This is a genomic window from Aquimarina addita, from assembly GCF_039539305.1.
Classification (GTDB): Bacteria; Bacteroidota; Bacteroidia; order Flavobacteriales; family Flavobacteriaceae; genus Aquimarina; species Aquimarina addita.
The window spans coordinates 75,628-94,973 of the sequence record NZ_BAABCW010000008.1 but is presented as its reverse complement, the minus strand read 5'-3'; the positions used below and the strand labels follow the sequence as shown (position 1 = coordinate 94,973).

The 19,346-nt window shown below is 31.9% G+C and carries 17 protein-coding genes; 10 read left to right on the top strand and 7 right to left on the bottom strand.

Annotated elements, in window-relative coordinates; all coding sequences use genetic code 11:
* Positions 1-87: 87 nt before the first annotated feature.
* Positions 88-2,574, bottom strand: coding sequence for a M14 metallopeptidase family protein (locus ABD816_RS11400; protein WP_344927440.1), 2,487 nt, complete (start codon positions 2,572-2,574; stop codon positions 88-90).
* 214 nt (positions 2,575-2,788) lie between these two features.
* On the opposite strand from ABD816_RS11400, the gene bshC reads away from it, so the two are divergent.
* Both bshC and ABD816_RS11390 read left to right on the top strand, forming a co-directional pair.
* On the top strand, positions 2,789-4,384 hold the full coding sequence (bshC, locus tag ABD816_RS11395; protein ID WP_344927438.1) for a bacillithiol biosynthesis cysteine-adding enzyme BshC: 1,596 nt from the start codon (positions 2,789-2,791) through the stop codon (positions 4,382-4,384).
* An 81-nt stretch (positions 4,385-4,465) separates the two neighbouring features.
* A complete protein-coding gene (locus tag ABD816_RS11390; RefSeq protein ID WP_344927437.1) occupies positions 4,466-5,512 on the top strand; it encodes a ThuA domain-containing protein in 1,047 nt (348 codons plus the stop codon).
* A gap of 30 nt (positions 5,513-5,542) precedes the next feature.
* On the opposite strand, the gene ABD816_RS11385 is transcribed toward ABD816_RS11390, so the two are convergent.
* Complete coding sequence (locus tag ABD816_RS11385) at positions 5,543-6,088, bottom strand: pyridoxamine 5'-phosphate oxidase family protein (RefSeq protein WP_344927435.1); 546 nt, start codon at positions 6,086-6,088, stop codon at positions 5,543-5,545.
* A 215-nt stretch (positions 6,089-6,303) separates the two neighbouring features.
* Here ABD816_RS11385 and guaA point away from each other — a divergent pair, with 215 nt between their 5' ends.
* From guaA to ABD816_RS11365, 4 genes are all read left to right on the top strand, one after another.
* The gene (guaA, locus tag ABD816_RS11380; RefSeq protein WP_344927433.1) at positions 6,304-7,836 is read left to right on the top strand and encodes a glutamine-hydrolyzing GMP synthase; all 1,533 of its coding nucleotides are present in this window, start codon (positions 6,304-6,306) and stop codon (positions 7,834-7,836) included.
* 69 nt (positions 7,837-7,905) lie between these two features.
* Complete coding sequence (locus ABD816_RS11375; RefSeq protein WP_344927432.1) at positions 7,906-10,065, top strand: LysM peptidoglycan-binding domain-containing protein; 2,160 nt, start codon at positions 7,906-7,908, stop codon at positions 10,063-10,065.
* A gap of 269 nt (positions 10,066-10,334) precedes the next feature.
* On the top strand, positions 10,335-10,868 hold the full coding sequence (locus ABD816_RS11370; RefSeq protein ID WP_344927430.1) for a DUF922 domain-containing protein: 534 nt from the start codon (positions 10,335-10,337) through the stop codon (positions 10,866-10,868).
* Between the two features lie 14 nt (positions 10,869-10,882).
* Positions 10,883-11,107, top strand: coding sequence for a DUF3820 family protein (locus tag ABD816_RS11365; protein WP_344927428.1), 225 nt, complete (start codon positions 10,883-10,885; stop codon positions 11,105-11,107).
* A gap of 102 nt (positions 11,108-11,209) precedes the next feature.
* On the opposite strand, the gene map is transcribed toward ABD816_RS11365, so the two are convergent.
* The 3 genes from map to lysA all read right to left on the bottom strand — a co-directional run bounded on the left by map (position 11,210) and on the right by lysA (position 14,629).
* A complete protein-coding gene (map, locus tag ABD816_RS11360; RefSeq protein WP_344927427.1) occupies positions 11,210-11,974 on the bottom strand; it encodes a type I methionyl aminopeptidase in 765 nt (254 codons plus the stop codon).
* Between the two features lie 485 nt (positions 11,975-12,459).
* A complete protein-coding gene (locus ABD816_RS22305) occupies positions 12,460-13,065 on the bottom strand; it encodes a TPR end-of-group domain-containing protein (protein WP_425549116.1) in 606 nt (201 codons plus the stop codon).
* A 331-nt stretch (positions 13,066-13,396) separates the two neighbouring features.
* Positions 13,397-14,629, bottom strand: coding sequence for a diaminopimelate decarboxylase (gene lysA / locus ABD816_RS11355; protein ID WP_344927425.1), 1,233 nt, complete (start codon positions 14,627-14,629; stop codon positions 13,397-13,399).
* A gap of 151 nt (positions 14,630-14,780) precedes the next feature.
* On the opposite strand from lysA, the gene ABD816_RS11350 reads away from it, so the two are divergent.
* Complete coding sequence (locus ABD816_RS11350) at positions 14,781-15,416, top strand: LON peptidase substrate-binding domain-containing protein (RefSeq protein ID WP_344927424.1); 636 nt, start codon at positions 14,781-14,783, stop codon at positions 15,414-15,416.
* Positions 15,417-15,572: 156 nt separating this feature from the next.
* Positions 15,573-16,766, top strand: coding sequence for an ADP-forming succinate--CoA ligase subunit beta (sucC, locus tag ABD816_RS11345; RefSeq protein ID WP_344927421.1), 1,194 nt, complete (start codon positions 15,573-15,575; stop codon positions 16,764-16,766).
* A 107-nt stretch (positions 16,767-16,873) separates the two neighbouring features.
* Here sucC and ABD816_RS11340 read toward each other — a convergent pair whose 3' ends face one another.
* Positions 16,874-17,119, bottom strand: a complete 246-nt coding sequence (locus ABD816_RS11340; protein ID WP_344927419.1) for a DUF1456 family protein — start codon at positions 17,117-17,119, stop codon at positions 16,874-16,876.
* A 126-nt stretch (positions 17,120-17,245) separates the two neighbouring features.
* On the opposite strand from ABD816_RS11340, the gene ABD816_RS11335 reads away from it, so the two are divergent.
* Complete coding sequence (locus ABD816_RS11335) at positions 17,246-17,647, top strand: TerB family tellurite resistance protein (RefSeq protein WP_344927417.1); 402 nt, start codon at positions 17,246-17,248, stop codon at positions 17,645-17,647.
* A gap of 208 nt (positions 17,648-17,855) precedes the next feature.
* Complete coding sequence (locus ABD816_RS11330) at positions 17,856-18,287, top strand: Hsp20/alpha crystallin family protein (protein ID WP_344927415.1); 432 nt, start codon at positions 17,856-17,858, stop codon at positions 18,285-18,287.
* A gap of 146 nt (positions 18,288-18,433) precedes the next feature.
* Here ABD816_RS11330 and ABD816_RS11325 read toward each other — a convergent pair whose 3' ends face one another.
* Positions 18,434-18,916, bottom strand: a complete 483-nt coding sequence (locus ABD816_RS11325; protein WP_344927413.1) for a hypothetical protein — start codon at positions 18,914-18,916, stop codon at positions 18,434-18,436.
* Positions 18,917-19,346: the final 430 nt, after the last annotated feature.

The following is a 19,346-nucleotide window of genomic DNA, read 5'->3' as shown; positions in this document are numbered from 1 at the left end:
GATTTGATTATATGGATTTTTAATATCATTTATAGTTTTTAATAAATATATAATCTAAAAGTATTGATACATCATTCCTATTAAAAATTAGTAAGAATTAAAGGTGTTGGCATTAGTAAAAAACAGAGCGTTAGTGAAAAATAATTTTCCTGATTCCCAAAATGATCTGAACAACGGATTGTCTACCATATAGATGATCGCACCGTTACCAATAGTTACTTCACCAAAAACCAATGAATTTTCTAAACCATCTGTCGCACTTTTACCCGCAAAACCAGAAACAGATATAGGTTCTTTCATGTAAGCAATATTATATCCTTCCTGTAATAATGAATAGGATTCTTTTCCTAATTTTAAACTAAAATAGGTGTCTTGATATCCAAACGCCATAGGATGAGAGGTGTCTACTTTTGTTTTAAATATACTACCAGTAATAAAACTTTTTACTTGATCACGTTCCCGCTTATCGTATGGGATTAAATTGCCAATATAATCTTTTTTCTTATTTTTAGATTTATTACTGGTAAGTCCAAAATCATTTCGATTTGCAAAAACTTTAAGAGCATCCTTAATGGCAATAATTTTCCCACCATTATGAATCCATTTTTTTAATTTTTCTAGTGTCTTTCCATTCAGAAATTCTTTGTAACTACCATCAGGAATGATTAAGATATTATACCTATGTAGATCTACATCTTTAAAATATTCAGTGTCTATGGATGTTATTGGATAAGCAAGTTGCTGTTCAAAGAAGTGCCAGATTTCACCATAATTTAAAGAGGAAGTATGTTTTCCCTTGAGTACGGCAATTTTGTGCTTGTTAACTAATTTTATGTGTGATGATCCAAAATCTACACCTTTTGTAGCAAATCCAGAAGGAGCAATATGTAGTTCACGTTGATGCGTATTGGCAATTTTTACCATTAAAGAATCGTAATTTTTGATTCGTTTATTATCACTTTTAGTAATAATTAGACTCCCTTTTTTAAATTTTTTATCATGATTAGTAAAATCTTTTTCACTAAACCGTACTCGGATATCTTGACGTAACAGATCTGTTAAAAATGCAGCATCTCTCATACTATTCCATTTAGCTATATACCCAGCACCAGATGCGGCTGTTTTATTAGTGATTATTTTCTTTTCAGTATCACTGTTTACAGATGTTAAAGTAGTTGAGGCAACCGCTTCTAATCCATAGGCGTGAGGAATGTTCCAAGCTGTAATATCATAAGTTAGAGAATCGCTTAATCTGGTATCTGGTTCAAAAAGCACTTTGATCATTTTTGCTTTAGGCTGATCCGTATTTATGACTATAGCCCCATTAGCATTTATAATTCCTTGTTTATTTTCTCTAAAGTTGAATCCGTTAATTTTGTTACTATTCGTATATCCATATTTGATCTCATGCTTGTTTAAAAGTTTAATTAGAGATTCAATATGATCAGTTTCGCCATTTAATATGTAGCTTTTGTATTTTACTTCAGAATTTGTAAAGAATTTTTTAAATTCAGTATTTAATTTTATAGCATTTTTTGATGAGATTTCGATGGTAGAAAGCCCTGTAGTGGTGTGATGTAATGCACGTTCTTTTAAGGTTAAAACATAGCCCTGATCCGTTTGTATGCCAAGACCTGCTCTTCCATGACCTGCTTGTTCATAGGTCATGCCAATGGCTCCCATGAATGTAGGGTACGTATCACCATAGCTGGGATATAACAGGTCAAAACTTTCTTTAGTAAAATATAACCATCCCGCTTTATCAAAATAAGTTGCATGATTTTTACCAATTTGTGTTTGAAATTCTTTTTGCCATGGTGTGATAACTTCATGAAAAGGTTCTGCAGCGGGCGCAAAATAATAAGGTTCATTAATTCCTTGTTCATGGAAATCTACATGGACATGTGGCATCCACTGGTTGTAAATTTTAAGACGCTCAGATGATTCTATTTGCGTTGCCCATGCCCAATCTCTATTGAGGTCAAAAAGATAGTGATTAGGTCTTCCTCCTGGCCAGGGTTCGTGATGTTCTGTAGCATTTTGATCCGTGTTAAAAGGTGTTGCTTTGATTTGATTATACCAGTTTACATAACGATCTCTTCCATCTGGATTAACACAAGGATCAATAATAACTACGGTGTTTTTAAGCCATTCTTGTTTTTCTGTAATTAGTTGATACATGGTTTGCATTGCAGCCTCTGTGCTAGAGGCTTCGTTACCATGTACATTATAACTTAACCAAACAATTGCGATCTCAGGGTTACTGTTTCCTTCAAGCATTCCTGCATTTTTAAGATGATCTATTCGTATATTTTCTATATTTTTTTGATTTTCAGGACTTGTAATAATTCCATATGTTAATGGTCGTCGTTCATTTGTCTTGCCATATATTTGATAACTGACCAGGTCAGAATTCTTAGCAAGATGATTAAAGTAATTAATAACATCTGCGTGACGTGTAAATTGACTCCCGATTTCATAGCCTAAAAAAGTAGCTGGTGACTGGATGTTATCTTGAGCGAAATTGATCGAAATCGTAATAAGAAAAAGAAGCAAACACAGTAATTTTTTCATTGATAAACTTTTATAGGCAGTAAAATACCTCCTTAAATTTAGGATGTAAATTGTATTAACTAAAATTTAGGATTTGTATTTGTAAACTGGTGTATATTTATGCTCCAACAAAAAAAGGTATCGTTATATTGATAATAACCATCATACAAACTGAGCCTTCAAAAAAAAAGATTTATAATACGCTATTATACCATAGCCGCTAAAAAGAATATATATGCCTAGTGAGTGTATTCCGTTTAGAGAAACGAATTACTTTTCATCATTTATTTGTGATTATTTGGATCAAAAACCTGAGTTAAAAGAGTTTTACCATCGATTTCCAACAATTGAAAATTTTAAAGATCAGATAGCTGAGAAAGAAGCTTCATTTCCTGAGAAGAACCGAAAAGTTTTAAAACAAATACTACAGGCTCAGTATACCTCTGTGGATAGTACACAATTGACACAGGATCATATTTCCAGATTATCTGATGATACAACATTTACGATAACCACAGGTCATCAACTAAATTTATTTACGGGACCGCTCTATTTTTTGTACAAAATTATTTCTACTATAAATTTAACTAAAGAACTAAAAAAGGAATATCCTTTATATGATTTTGTACCGATATACTGGATGGCTACAGAAGATCATGATTTTGATGAGATTAATTATTTTAATTTTAAAGGAAAGAAAATACAATGGAATCGTAAGGATGGAGGAACTGTTGGTACCTTTGATACAAATGGATTAGATACAGTTTTCGAAGTGTTTTCCACAGAAATTGGTCTGGGACAGAATGCGGAGCGATTAAAATCACTTTTTAAAGAAGCCTATTTAAGACATTCAAACCTGTCAGATGCCACCCGATACCTTGCTAATGAATTGTTTGGGGACTACGGTTTGGTTATCATAGATGCTGATGACAAAGAGTTAAAGCAAGTATATGTTCCTTTTATGAAAAAAGAACTTGTGGATCAGGTTGCTTATGATTCTGTAATGTCACAAGCAAAAAAGCTAGATGATAAAGGATATAAAGTACAGGTAAACCCTAGAGAGATTAATTTGTTTTATATTATTGATGGTCTTAGAGAGCGTATTATCCAAAAAGAAGATAATTATTATGTTAATGAAACAGAAATTAAATGGAGTAAAGATGATTTATTAAAAGAACTCTCAGAGTTTCCTGAACGGTTTAGCCCTAATGTAATAATGCGTCCGCTATATCAAGAAGTAATTCTGCCTAATCTTTGTTATATAGGTGGAGGAGGAGAATTAGCATATTGGCTAGAACTCAAGGAGTATTTTAACACTGTAAAAATACCATTTCCGATACTGTTATTGCGTAATTCTGTATTGATTCAAACAGAAAAACAAGTAGAAAAAATAAAGAAATTAAAAATGACCAATACCGAGTTGTTTCTAAAACAACACGAAATGATTAATCGTAAGGTTCGTCAGATTTCTGATATTGAAATCAATTTTGATCCGCAGCGAAAACATCTTATTGAACAGTTTAAAGCTCTGTATATATTGGCAGAAGAAACGGATGTTACTTTTCTTAAAGCAGTAAAAGCGCAGGAAGTAAAACAAATAAAGGGGCTAGATGCACTGGAAAAGAGATTGCTTAAAGCACAAAAAAGGAAATTAAAGGATCATGTAAAACGATTGGCTATTATCCAGAATACACTATTTCCTAATCAGAGTTTACAGGAAAGAACAACTAATTTTTCTGAAATGTATCTGGAATACGGAGAAGAGTTAATACCAATGTTAATAGAAAAGCTTGATCCATTAAAATCCGAGTTTATTATTGTAAAACAGTAGAAGCAACCGCAGGTTAATAACTGCTTTGTATATAAAATATATTGTAAGTCAATAACGTTACTTATATAAATGCGCATACTCATGAAAACAAAAGCGATCTTAATTACCCTACTTTGTCTAGTATCAACATTCTTGTCAGCTCAGGATAAGGTACTAGTTTTTACTAAAACTAATGGGTTTTCTCACAGTTCTATTGATGATGGAGTTGCTTTAATCACGAGTCTGGGCAGTGCTGAGGGTAATGGATTATGGACTACAGAAACTACCAGTGATGCTGCAGATTTTACTGCAAGTAATCTGGCACAATATAAGGCTGTGATCTGGTGTAATACTAGTGGTAATAATTTATTAAATGCGTCACAGCGATCCGCTTTTGAAGATTTTATAGCTAACGGAGGTGGTTTTGTTGGAATTCATGCTGCCACAGATACTTATAGAGATGGGAGCTGGCCATTTTATAACGAATTAGTAGGAGGTATTGTGCAATCCGACCCTCCGGAATTTCCAAATCATACAAGTAATAATTTTAATGCAGATATGACAGTGGTAAATTCACACTCGACTGTTGATTTTTTAGGAAATCCGGGAGACGTTTGGAATAAGTCAGAAGAATACTATTATTGGCTGAATGCTGGAGGATATTTATATCCAGATAACATTAATGTTTTAATGGTAGAATCTACCGGCTCTAATGATTATGATGCAGCCAGACCAATTTCCTGGTATAAAGAATATATGGGAGGACGTTCTTTTTATACAGCTTTAGGACATAATGATAGTGATTATGATGAAGAAGATGTAGATAATGAAAATTTTATTAGACATATTGAAGAGGGGATTAAATATGTAATAGGTAATACTTTGAGTGTTGGTGAGTCCGTTGCTCAACTATCTTTTGAGATAGGTCCCAATCCTGTAAATACTATTTTGAAATTTGCAACGTCAGATGTAGAAACTGCAAAAGATATTACTATTTATAATATGAGTGGTCAACAAGTCTTTACTGATAGAATTCCTCCTACAGTAACCAGTGCTGTTTTTAATGTATCACATTTACAACAAGGTCTGTATATTGGTAAAATTATTTCGGGGGAGAAAAATGATTCTTTTAAATTTAATAAAAACTAGACCTCAGTCATTATCTCTAGAAATCTTTTTTTATGGTGCTATGAAATTACCTTTCCAGTTATTTTTATTTTTTTTGAATAAGACACGAATATGATTTGGTCGTTTTAATCGCAGATACTCTATACGTTCAGGAATGATTTGGATTGCAGAGAAAAAATGTCTTTCATCTAGATAGTCTATTTCATCGGGGTCTTTAATTTCTTGACCAGGAGCTAACTCAGAGGTATAACTCTTTCTTGATCCTACAGGCACCTGTGACCACATAGTTTTTAATGTATGAGGATCCGTAACAATGGTAGCTTTTGCTCTCATGGTAATCTGTAATAATCGCTCAGGGTCATAAAATAGAAGACTCACCACCTCATGTTCCAGAATATGTGTCACCTTTTTTGACCTATGATCCGTATAAATCATAAGGGTAAGATCTTTATCTACATTTCTTAAAACTACCGTTCGTAATCGTGGAGAATAGTTTATATCAGAGGTAGCTAATGTAAAATATCTAAATGGATGCTCTTTGTTTTCAAGAGCATTTTTAAGATCTACCACAATAGAAGAAAATATAATATCGGACATGAGTTCTATGAATTTTATTAGAGAAAGAGCTTATTAGCCTAACGTAATTAAAGAAACTCTCAAAGTACTATTCTCTTTTACAGTTTTTATTTAAAAATAGTAAGTATGTCCTTATTTTTGAAGTCTATTAACAAAGTGTTAGTAAAATACCCAATGAATTGTAAAATTATATTGGCTAGGATTTCGAGGGTTATAATTTAATTTTATTTTTGCCTATGCAAAATAACGTACTTATCTTAGATTTTGGATCTCAATATACTCAACTTATAGCAAGAAGAGTTAGAGAGTTAAATATATATTGTGAAATCCACCCATACAATAAACCACCAGATACATTATCTGAATTCAAAGCAGTCATACTTTCGGGTTCTCCATTTTCGGTAAGAGGTGAAGATGCGCCGCATCCTGATCTGTCAGCAATTAGAGGTAGTAAGCCTCTTTTGGGCGTTTGCTATGGTGCTCAGTATTTGGCACATTTTGGTGGAGGAAAGGTAGCACCATCTAATAACAGAGAGTATGGTAGAGCTAATCTCTCGTTCATCAAGCGGGATCAGAAATTCTTCGAACATATAGATGCAGGCTCTCAGGTATGGATGAGCCACAGTGATACCATAAAAGAATTACCAACAGGAGCTGAATTATTAGCAAGTACGAATGATGTAGAAAATGCTGCTTATAAAATTAGTGGAGAAGATACGTATGGTATTCAATTTCATCCAGAAGTATATCATTCAACTGACGGAAAGCAATTATTACATAATTTTCTTATAGAAATAGCAAAAATTACTCCTGATTGGACTCCGGATTCATTTGTAGATAGTACTGTTGCAGATTTAAAGAAAAAAATCGGAAATGATAAAGTAGTACTTGGGCTTAGTGGTGGAGTAGATTCTACTGTTGCTGCAATATTATTACATAAAGCCATTGGAGAAAACCTTCATTGTATTTTTGTGAATAATGGATTACTTCGTAAAAATGAATTTTCATCTGTTCTTGATCAGTACAAAGGAATGGGACTCAATGTAAAAGGAGTAGATGCTTCGGCACGTTTTTTGGATGAGCTAGCTGGAGAAAGTGATCCCGAAGGGAAACGTAAAATCATTGGTAAAGTGTTTATAGATGTTTTCGATGATGAGTCACACCAGATAGAAGATGCTAAGTGGTTGGCGCAAGGAACTATTTATCCTGATGTAATAGAATCTGTTTCTGTAAACGGAGGTCCATCTGCAACTATTAAATCACATCATAATGTAGGAGGTTTACCGGATTTTATGAAATTGAAAGTGGTAGAGCCATTAAAAATGTTATTTAAAGACGAAGTAAGACGTGTTGGAGCATCTATGGGAATTGATCCTGAACTTTTAGGAAGACATCCTTTTCCGGGACCCGGACTTGCAATCCGTATTTTGGGTGATATTACTTCAGAAAAAGTTAGTATTTTGCAAGAAGTTGATGCCATTTTTATTAATGGGCTCAAGGATTCTGGTCTTTATAATAAAGTCTGGCAAGCCGGAGCAATTTTATTACCTGTTCAAAGTGTAGGAGTGATGGGTGATGAAAGGACTTATGAAAAATGTGTGGCATTAAGAGCAGTAGAAAGTACTGATGGAATGACGGCGGATTGGGTGAATCTTCCATACGAATTTTTGCAGAAAACTTCGAATGAGATAATAAACAAGGTAAAAGGCGTTAATAGAGTAGTGTATGATATTAGTTCTAAACCACCCGCTACCATAGAGTGGGAATAAGAAATTGTTTAGAATAGTAATATGCTAAGATTTGGTTACAGTAGTAAACCAATAATAAAAAATAGTTTTATGAGAAATTTTTTGATGTTCTTTTTATTGCTCATCGTAGTACAATACAGTAATGCACAGCAATATAAAAGTCATAAAGTTGCTAATGGAGAAAATGTATACAGAATCGCAAAGCGATATAATACTACTCCAGAAGAAATTTATAAGATGAATCCCACAGCAAAAGAAGGAATTGTTGAGGGACAGATTTTGGCAATTCCGGTTACTAATGATAAAGAATATAAGATTCATACTGTTGAAAAAGGGGACACTGTTTACAATATTTCAAAAAAGTATGGTATTACACCAGAAGCTATTTATGAATTAAATCCAGAAGCTGTAAATGGGATTAATTTAGGACAAGTTTTGAGAATTGCTCCACTGCAAAAGGGAGAACCTGTTATTGGAAATACTACTAATACCGTGGTAAAAGATAGTATCTTAGATAATATAAAACCCCTCGAAGAAATACGAAAAATTGTTAGTTTTAAAACGCATAAAGTGGCAAGAAAGGAAACGCTTTATGGGATAGCAAAAAAATATAATATTACTATAGATGACATCAAAAAACATAATAAGAGGCTCTATTCTGAGGAGATAAAAAAGAAAGACAGATTAAGAATTCCTGTTTTTGAGAAATCCACAGAAGTTATTACCCAAGAAGGAGGTAATACAACAAGCAGAATTTCTACAACTACTAAATACGTGGTAAAACCAAAAGAGACTAAATTTGGTATTGCCAGAAGACACGGGATTACTATTGCAGAGTTAGAACAACTGAACCCAAAAATGGATCCGGGGTTTCCCGTAGGAATGGAACTTATCGTACCTACCGTGATTTTTGTTCCATTAGAGGAAACTATAGAATCTGGGTTCGAATTATATGAGGTGCAACCAAAAGAAACAATTTATAGTATTCTTAAACGCACACAAATATCTTCAGATTCATTGTTTAAAATGAATCCTTACCTTAGAGATGGTCTTAAAGCAGGAATGGTGATTACACTTCCTGTGCAAGAAACAAAAGATTCTCTTGCCATTGATTTTGCTGAGGTAAAACGAGACGATCTCAGTACTATGCTATGGAATTTTAAGCCTAAAAAAATAGCTATTATGTTACCATTTGGCTTAGAGAACTTAGAAAAGGACTCTAGACAGGAGGCAGAGGATTATATTAAAGAAAAAAAAGGGGTACGAGTTGCTATAGACTTTTATAAAGGTGTTTTAATAGCCATAGATTCTGCAAAGACTAAAGGAATTAGTTCTGAGTTGAGTGTTTTTGATACTCAAAAAAATAATAATGTAGGATATCTTAAGCAAGTTATTGCTACTAATAATTTTGATGAAATGGATGCGATTATTGGTCCGTTATATCAGGCCAATGTGGAAGCCATTGCTGCTTCATTAAAAGTTTATGATACACCAGTGTTTTCTCCTATTTCTAAAAAGGAATCAAAGTTATATGGTAACTTTTTCCAGACCAGACCCACAGATATCATGCTACAGGATAAAGTAATTAAATTCGTTGAAAAAGATTCAACAGATAAAAATATTATTCTTATCATACAGCCTGGCGCTAAGTTTGAAGAGATACGTAAGAAATTGACAGCTAAATTTCCGGCGGCAAAAGTGGCAAAAATAGAAAAAGGAAACTACTTACATGAGGTGAATTTAAGAAAGGTTCTGGCTAAAAATAAGCCAAATTGGATATTTTTAGAATCAGATGATGTATCTATGATTAGTAATATTAATGCATTGCTCAATGCTAAAGCAGAAAGTAATAAAATCACTTTGTTTACGACTGATAAAAATGATGCTTTTGATGATGATAATATAAAAAATGAGTATTGGTCTAAGTTGCACTTACATTACCCTTCTATTGATAAAGAATTTGATAATTCGATCAAAGAATCAACTACACCTTTTGTAGCAAGGTATATTAAAGAGAATAATGGAACTATTCCTAGTAAATATGCGGTAAGAGGTTTTGATATAACGTATGATATTTTAATGCGTTTAGGAAGTGCAGATGATTTATATCATGCGGCAACTTTTGAAGGCACAACAGAATATGTTGAAAATAAATTTAATTATGCTAAAAAAACCTTAGGTGGTTATTTTAATAAAGCGTGTTATCTTATTAAATTTGATGATAATTTAAAATTAACAGTCATTGAATAGTTTTATTTAAATTTATTTAATAATCTGTTGAAGATTAAAAACATGTGGCATTAAATTTGTTTACATTAAATTAGATACGAAAATGTAGAGGTATTTGTTTTGCTAAAAAGATTTTGATACCACAGATATATTGTAATCTTTGTTTATTATTTAATAGAGATAATATTTTTTAATAAATTTTATAAATATTTGCCCCGGTATTTATTAATTTTTATTTTAAAATAATGAAAAAAAGAATTAATTTTTAGCAGGGTGTAATTATTACAAGTATGAGTAAACTTTTTGCCATTATTTTAGTTTTAGTTTTTGCTAATCATGGTTATGTAGAACGTTTTTCTTATGCGGAAAAGAGTACATTAGAGTGGTCAGATTTTAGAGGAGAGCCCAATTTGAAGAGTGACTTTGATGCTAGCGTTAATACAGGGATTACCTATCAATGGTCCATAAGTAAAGATTACGGTAAAATAGAATTAAAATATGATGTTGATAGTTTTTGCTATCCATCCTTGTCTTGGGTTAAAAAAGGGCAATCTACTAAATACTTACTCGTACATGAACAACTCCATTTTGATATCTCAGAGTTACACGCCAGAATTATGAGAAAAAAGCTTCAGGAGTACAGACCTAGTAATAATGTTAGAAAGGACTTAAATACAATGTATAAGAGGGTGGAGCGTATGAGGGTTAATATGCAAGAGCAATATGATAAAGAAACGGAGCATTCAAAAAATAAAGAGAGCCAGATGAAGTGGGAGAATAAGGTTGAGAATTTGATGTGGTATTATAGAAATTTTTCTAAATAAAGCACATTTTTATCGTGAATCAACAAGTCCAAAAAGATTTCTTAATAAAACTTTCTAATACCAAAATGCCTTTTGGTAAATACAAAGATAGATACCTTATTGATCTGCCAGAATATTATATAGTGTGGTATCATAATAAAGGTTTTCCTAAAGGAGCATTAGGCTTACAACTTGAGACTGTCTACGAGCTTAAATTAAATGGCTTAGAGCATCTTGTAAGAAATATTAGAATGATGTAGAGGCAGTCTTTCAGCCTCCGGTATAATTTATGAATTAGATATTTTAGTTAGAAATAAGGTACTATTGTATTGTCTTATTTTTATCTATATATGGTAAGCGGTTTATTCCCATATCTGATTTGCCTTAGTTAGTATAATAGGCTTAGCGTCGGTTACTAAAATTGTATGTTCGTGCTGAGTTACATATCCTCCTTTATCTCCAATCAATGTCCAGCCATCTTTTAATTCTATAGCATTGATAGATTTAGTAGAGATAAAAGTTTCAATGGCAACAGTTGTATTTTTCTTAAACCTTTGCTTGTTTGTTTTAACCCGATAATTTAAAATATTTTCAGGTTCTTCATGTAAACTTCTTCCAACACCGTGACCTGCTAAGTTTTTAATTACTTTGTAACCTGATTTTTTTGCTTCAGTTTCTATTAAATATCCAACATCAGAAATTTTTACACCTCCTTTGATAGTGTTAATTGCCTTTCTTAGAATATTTTTTGATGCATCTACTAATGGTTGATGATGATGAATATCCTTGCCAAGAACAAAAGATCCTCCGTTATCAGACCAAAATCCATTTAGTTCTGCTGAAACATCAATGTTAATCAAATCTCCTTCTTGTAATATTTTAGTTCTGGAAGGAATACCATGCGCAACTTCATTATTTACAGATATGCAGGTGTATCCTGGGAAGCCATAAGTTTTAAAAGGCGCAGATTTAGCTCCAAATTTTTCTAAAATTTTTCCTCCGTATTCGTCTAATTCTTTAGTTGAGATTCCAACTTTGGTATATTCGCGCATTAATTTTAGTGTAGTACCAACGACTTCACTGATCTTTTTCATTCCTATCAGTTCTTCTTCCTTTGTTATTGACATTTTTTTAAAATTAATTATATCTAGTTAGCTTATATTGATGATGTAATTTCATTCTCTAATTTAGTGAAATTTGTATCAGTAACTAATATCATATTGATAAATAGCTGCTTCTTGAATAATTTAATCGTTTATGTTCTCAATGTTATAAAAACCATATTTGGTTCCGTTAGATATCCAAATAAGGTTTGTATTATTCTTGAAATAGATACATTCAAACTTACTTATTTTCTTCTTTTTTTTAATGAAAGGAAAGTTGTTTTTATCATAAGAGATGTATGAAATAGAATGTACCTTTGAAGAATCAAGGATCGTTTTGTTTTCTAATGCTTCCAGATCAGAAGCTTTTATATAGTGTAGTGTTCTCTTTCTTTCTAATAATTGAGTAATTGCTTCTTTTTTAATCGTCCATTCGTTTGCATAAATTTCATTGTTTTCTTCAGAGGATACTCTGACTGTTAATGAATCCTGAATTTTATAGAAGTTGGTTAATTCATCATCAGTTTGATAAGTAGGTTAAAATAATTGTTTTGAAGTGTGATTTTCGATAAGTACCACTGGTAATTTTCTTCTATTAATTGAATTTTAATTACATACCCCATGGGTTTAACTAAAAGGTTTTGCACATAGTGTCTAAAGTGATTAGGGATAATCAAATAGTCGTATTCACTAATTTTATTATTTAATACTTTATCTGTATACCTAAAAGAACGTTTAGGATGTATTTTGGGAAGCTCTGTGTTTTTGATTTTTTCCTTTTCTAATAGTTTAGATATTGACTCTATATTCTTGTTAAAATTATTCTGATCTGTAGTATCAGTATAATGAGTACTGCATAATTCCCATATCGATTTCGACTTATTTAAATGAATTAAAGATATTATTTTGGTGAAAAGTTGGTACTCAGTAAGTGTTTTGGAATTGTGTTCTTTTATTGATTCAATAATATTTTCCCAGTCAATATGAGAATGTAATTGATACAGATCGCTATCTTTTTCTATAGTGTTGATATCATTAAAACCGTTTTCAATAGATCTTTTTAGATAATAAAAAGCTTCATCTTGTTGATTGAGTAGTGCATAAGAACAAGCTATATTGTATAGATCCCTACTGTTAGTATCAATTATTATAAATGCTTTTTTGTAGGTATCAATAGATAGTTTGAATTCCTTTTTTTATAATAATTAACTGCTTCATTAATAAGCTTAGAGTATTCTTTATTGTTTTGGCCAGAAACATAAAGCGAAACCATAATCATAAAAAAGAATGTGTAAAATTTATTCATTTTTTAAAAAATGTAACAATTTAACTATGTTTGGTAAATTTATGTTTAATTGATTTATTCTTTATAATGAGTAAGCGCAGAATATATTATTATTCTGCGCTTACTTATATACGATTATTGGTTTCTAAAATAGTATATAACTACTTTGTTGCCGCTTCTAATGGAGCAAATAGATCAACATCTACCTGATTTTTAGTAAGGTCATCAAACGTTTCATGTTTACGTATCAAATGTGCTTCATTATTGTGCCACAATATTTCTGCTGGGCGGTAGCGAGAATTATAATTACTGGACATTGAGTAACAATAAGCACCTGCATTTTTAAAAGCTACAATATCACCTTCTGTAATTTCAGAAATTCTTCTGTTTGTTGCAAATGTATCTGTTTCACAAATATACCCTACAATAGAATAAAAACGCTCTCTTCCATTAGGGTTGGAGATATTGATAATATCGTGGTATGAATTATATAGCATAGGTCGGATCAAATGATTAAAACCACTGTCAATTCCGGCAAATACAGTAGATGTTGTCTGTTTTACAACATTTACTTGTGCTAAAAAGTATCCAGCTTCACTTACTAAAAATTTACCCGGTTCGAAACCAAGTATCAATTCTTTACCATACTCTTTACAGAAACTATTAAAACGTTTAGTTAACTTTTCTCCAAATTCCTCAATATTTGTTTCAATATCACCTTCTTTATAAGGAACTTTAAAACCACTTCCGAAATCGATAAAATCCAGGTTTTTAAAATGCTTAGCGGTATCAAATAAGATCTCACTTGCATATAAAAATACGTCAATGTCTAAAATGTCACTTCCTGTGTGCATGTGAATACCATTAATATTCATGCCTGTATTTTCTACAATACGTAAAATATGTGGAATTTGATGAATTGAAATTCCAAATTTACTATCGATATGACCTACAGAAATATTACTGTTTCCACCGGCCATCACGTGAGGATTAATTCTAATACATACTGGAACATTAGGATGTTTGGTACCGAATTGTTCTAATATGGATAGATTGTCAATGTTTATTTGCACCCCCATAGCAGAAACTTCTTCAATTTCTTCTAAGGATACACCATTAGGAGTAAAAATAATGTTGGATGGCGATACACCTGCCAGAAGACCTAATTGTACTTCCTGAATAGAGACCGTATCTAGTCCGGCTCCTAAAGAATTCATTAACTTTAATATTGCAAGATTAGATAGTGCCTTTACTGCGTAATTAAGTTTTACGTGTTTGACTTTCTTAAACGCAGATGTAAGTCGTTGGTACTGTGATGTAATCTTTTCGGAGTCATATACATAGATTGGACTCCCAAACTCTTTTGCAATAGCTAATAAATTAGAGTTATTCATGGCGTTTTAAATTTAAGCCTACGAAATTATTAATAAAATTAGATATATCAACCTCTAAATATGTAAAAAATCAGATTTTAAATTGTCATTTTAATTTTTAACGTGGGTTTACGTGGTCAAGAAGTAGTTTATTAGTATTTTTAAAATAAAAATGATTCCATTGTTTCCTTTACAATCCGTAGTGTATCCAGGTGAACGTTTAGCATTGCACATTTTTGAAGAGAGATACCAGCAACTTATAACAGATTGTCTACAAAATAAAATTTCCTTTGGGATACCTACTTATATTAATAAAAAATTAGATTATGGTACAGAAGTACTATTACAGAAAGTAGAAAAAAAGTACCCGGGAGGAGAGAGTGATGTTATTTGTATTGGTAAGAGAGTGTTTAGGGTAAAAAGTTTTTCACAGGAACTGCCAGATAGATTATATGCAGGAGGTGAGGTTGATTTCATGCAAGATACGGATGATGGTAAGGAAGAGTTACAAGAAGAGTTGCTTAGAAATATTGCAATATTGTATGTAGAATTGACCATTGATAAGCCTCCGGTTTTTACAATTCCTTTTATTAGTTATCAAGTAGCGCATAAGGTTGGATTATCCTTAGAACAGGAATACCAATTATTGAAATTAAGAAGCGAACTAGAACGGCTTACGTATCTTATAGCTCATTTAAAATCAACAATTCCTGTAGTTCGTGAGATGAATAGGGCAAAAGAAGTCATTTTAATGAATGGACACTTTAAGAATTTTGATCCTTTAGATTTTGAGGATTTTAAATTATAGAAGTAAAAATTTGATTTTTGATCAATTTTCTTAATAAGATTTTAGGATTATCTTAAAGCTGGTTTAATCGTGTGCTTTTTACCGTAAAAGATTGGCACAGTAACTTCACTTTTCCTATTTTTGAAACTCCTATTCAAAAAGGTAAAATAAAAGACTATGAACTTACACGAATATCAGGGTAAAGAGATATTAAGCAGCTTCGGTGTCCGCATTCAGCGCGGTATGGTAGCGCAAAATGCAAAAGAAGCAGTTGCTGCTGCAAAACAATTAACCGCAGAAACAGGTACAGGTTGGCATGTGATCAAAGCACAAGTGCATGCTGGTGGCCGAGGAAAAGGTGGTGGAGTGAAGCTTGCAAAAAATCTTCAGGAAGTAGAGGATATTGCAGGACAGATAATAGGGATGAATTTAATTACTCCGCAGACATCTGCAGAAGGAAAGAAGGTACATCAGGTATTAGTAGCAGAAGATGTATATTATCCAGGTGATAGCGAGCCGGATGAATATTATATGTCTGTATTGTTGAACCGTGCTTCTGGACGTAATATGATTATGTATTCTACAGAAGGAGGAATGGATATAGAGACTGTTGCAGAAGAAACACCACATTTAATATTTACAGAGGAAATAGATCCTTCTGTTGGTTTATTGCCTTTTCAAGCAAGACGTATTGCATTTAACCTGGGATTAAGTGGGGTCGCTTTTAAAGAAATGACAAAATTTGTAGGAGCTTTATATACAGCGTATGTGCAATCAGATTCTTCATTATTTGAAATTAATCCGGTTTTAAAGACAAGTGATAGTAAAATTATGGCTGTAGATGCTAAGGTTACTATTGATGACAATGCCTTATATCGTCATAAGAATTATGTAGATATGAGAGATATCCGAGAGGAAAATCCAATAGAAGTAGAGGCTAATGAGGTTGGACTTAACTATGTAGATCTTGATGGTAATGTTGGGTGTATGGTAAATGGAGCTGGTCTAGCTATGGCCACTATGGATTTAATTAAGCAAGCGGGTGGAGAACCAGCAAACTTTTTAGATGTAGGTGGTACAGCGGATGCTAAACGTGTTGAAGAAGCTTTCAGAATTATCTTAAAAGATGATAATGTAAAGGCAATTTTGATCAATATTTTTGGTGGAATTGTACGTTGTGATCGCGTAGCACAAGGTGTCGTTGATGCTTACAAAAATATGGGAGACGCAATTAAAGTTCCTATTATAGTACGTTTGCAAGGAACAAATGCAGATATAGCAAAAGAATTAATTGATAGTAGTGGTCTCGATGTACAGAGTGCTGTACAATTTCAAGAAGCTGCTGATAAAGTACAAGCGGTATTGGCTTAGTGCTATCTTGTAATAAGTCACCTTAATAGGATGACTGCTTTATGTAATTAAAAAATCCTGTGGAGCTAGCTCCACAGGATTTTTTAATTATGTATGCATATAAAAACTTACTTTTTATTTTCCTTTTTAGGCATTGGACCTCTCAGATGAATAACTAATCCATTTAGGAAATTACGTAGTATTTGATCTCCACATTCCATATATTTAGGATGGTCTTCGTTTCTGAATAAAGCACCTAATTCACTTTTAGTGACTTTAAAGTCTACAAGTGCGCAAATCTTTACGATATCATCATCACGTAATTTATGCGCAACACGTAATTTTTTAAAAATATCATTATTTGTTAGTCCCATAGCGCAAAGGTACTTTTTTTAATGATAATTCAATAAAAAGATGACATTTGTATCTTGTAGTCTGGCTGTTTTTTTAATATTTGTAAGGGAAACTAATTAGTGTCTAGGAATTTATTAAAACAACATATGTATAGTAAAGAAGAAAAATTGAGTTTGCTTTCAGAGATGATTGAATTTGCAAGAGCGGATAATAAGGTAAAAGAAGAGGAGTATGGCTTTATTTTGGCTGTAGCAGAACAATTAGGAATAACTGCTCACGAGCTTGGAGAGCTTATGGAGAAAGGAGTGCAAAAGAAAAGTATACATCCTGAGTCGGAACGAATATTACAATTTCATAGATTAGTTTTGCTAATGAACGTGGATCAAGAATCAGTGCCGTCAGAATTGCATAAGATCAGGAATATGGGGCTTCAGATGGGATTACGTCCTGAGGCAATTGATACAGTGCTGAAAGAAATGCATTCCTACCCTAATAAAGTAATTCCTCCAAAAGAGTTGATGGCAATCTTTACAAAATTTTATAATTAATTCTAAAAATTGGAAAGCAGCCAGTAAACTTCTGAGTAATCCTTAGAAGTTTTTTTATACAATAAGGTCATTAATTTTAAAATATTTTGACAAAAAGACAGTTAAATCTTCTGCAATTAAGACATAATGGCATTTAAATTAAATTGGAATCTTAATTGCTATATACTCATCGAATAAGAAATTTAAATTAACTTAAAAATATAAAAAGATGAGTTTAGTAAAAAGAACAGACAGATTACCATTTATTCTTGATAATGTATTGAACGCTGATTGGTTTGGTGGAGTTGCTACTGAAAATAAGATTGGATACAATACTCCAGCAGTAAATGTTATAGAAAACGATGATGAATTTACGATAGAGTTAGCTGCTCCTGGTCTAACAAAAGAAGATTTTAACCTTGAGTTGGACAATGATGTATTGATAATTTCATCAGAATTAAAAAAGGAATCAACAGACGAAAAGAGTAAGTACACTCGCAAAGAGTTTAGTTACAGTACGTTTAAACGATCATTTAATTTACCGGATTCTATCAATACTGTAGATGTCATTGCTGAATATGCAAATGGAATTTTATCAGTAAAGCTTCCTAAAAAAGAAGAAGCGAAGGTACAACCAAAAAGATTAATAGAAATTTCGTAAGTAAGTTTCAAGTTTAGCTAGTTAATGTTATGTAAAACGTCCTCTTCTCCGAGGACGTTTTTATTTTAGGATTTTAAAGACTTCAATTTATAAAATTTACTCTCTCATGTTTTATAAAAAGATTAGGTAAAGATCATTTCTGTCAATTACGCCGGTGCGTTTAGTTTGTTTCCATAGTAGCAATCAGAAGCAAGTGCTTTAGAATAACTTGTTTTTGTTTCGATATCCATAATTAGATATAATTCTTTTTTTAATAAGACCTCTATTTTGTTAGGCTTCCAGCTAACATTAATATCTTCCTTTTTGATTCCTTTTACATAACTATACTGATTAGAAAAAGTAGCGTCTAAAGGAGTTGCATTTCCATTTTTTGTAGCATCTTTAGGATCGATTTTCATAGTCTTTGGATCGATAACGGCGCATATGAATCCATCAAAATCAATTCCTTGCATATCTGGTTGTAATAGGTAGGCCCAGATAGAATATTCATCTTCTTCAATCATTATTGTTCTTTCTGATTGTGGATCCGTGTCCGTAATAAAAATTCGATTTATAGTTGTTTTAGATTTTGTTCTAGATGAATCCTTAGAGAATACATCGGTCAGTAGTGACAATACTATTGGTTTCATTTTGGGGTACTTTTAACTTTGTTAATATTGACAAAGTTTTAATTCATTGAACAATACCTTGCTGTATTGTTAATTTTTTAGCCCTAATAAAATGTTACTAATATGTATGTACGTATAGATTTTGTAGATACATATAATTAATGAAGAGTGTGATATGGCAAACTTAAGAAATTAATAGGTGATTTTCATTAGGTCGAATATGCTATTTTTGTAAGATTATTCTTTAAAATTGATTGATTTGTAGGTTTTTAGTGTTAAAATCAGCTTTAGAAATATCATTTTGGAATACATGATTTTCCTTAAGGAATAATTGATTGAATGAAAATATATGCAAAATGAATTATATTTGATTCTATAAGATTAAGAAATAAAGACACAATAAATTTTATTAAAAATGATGTAGGTGTACAATGAAATAACATTAATTTAC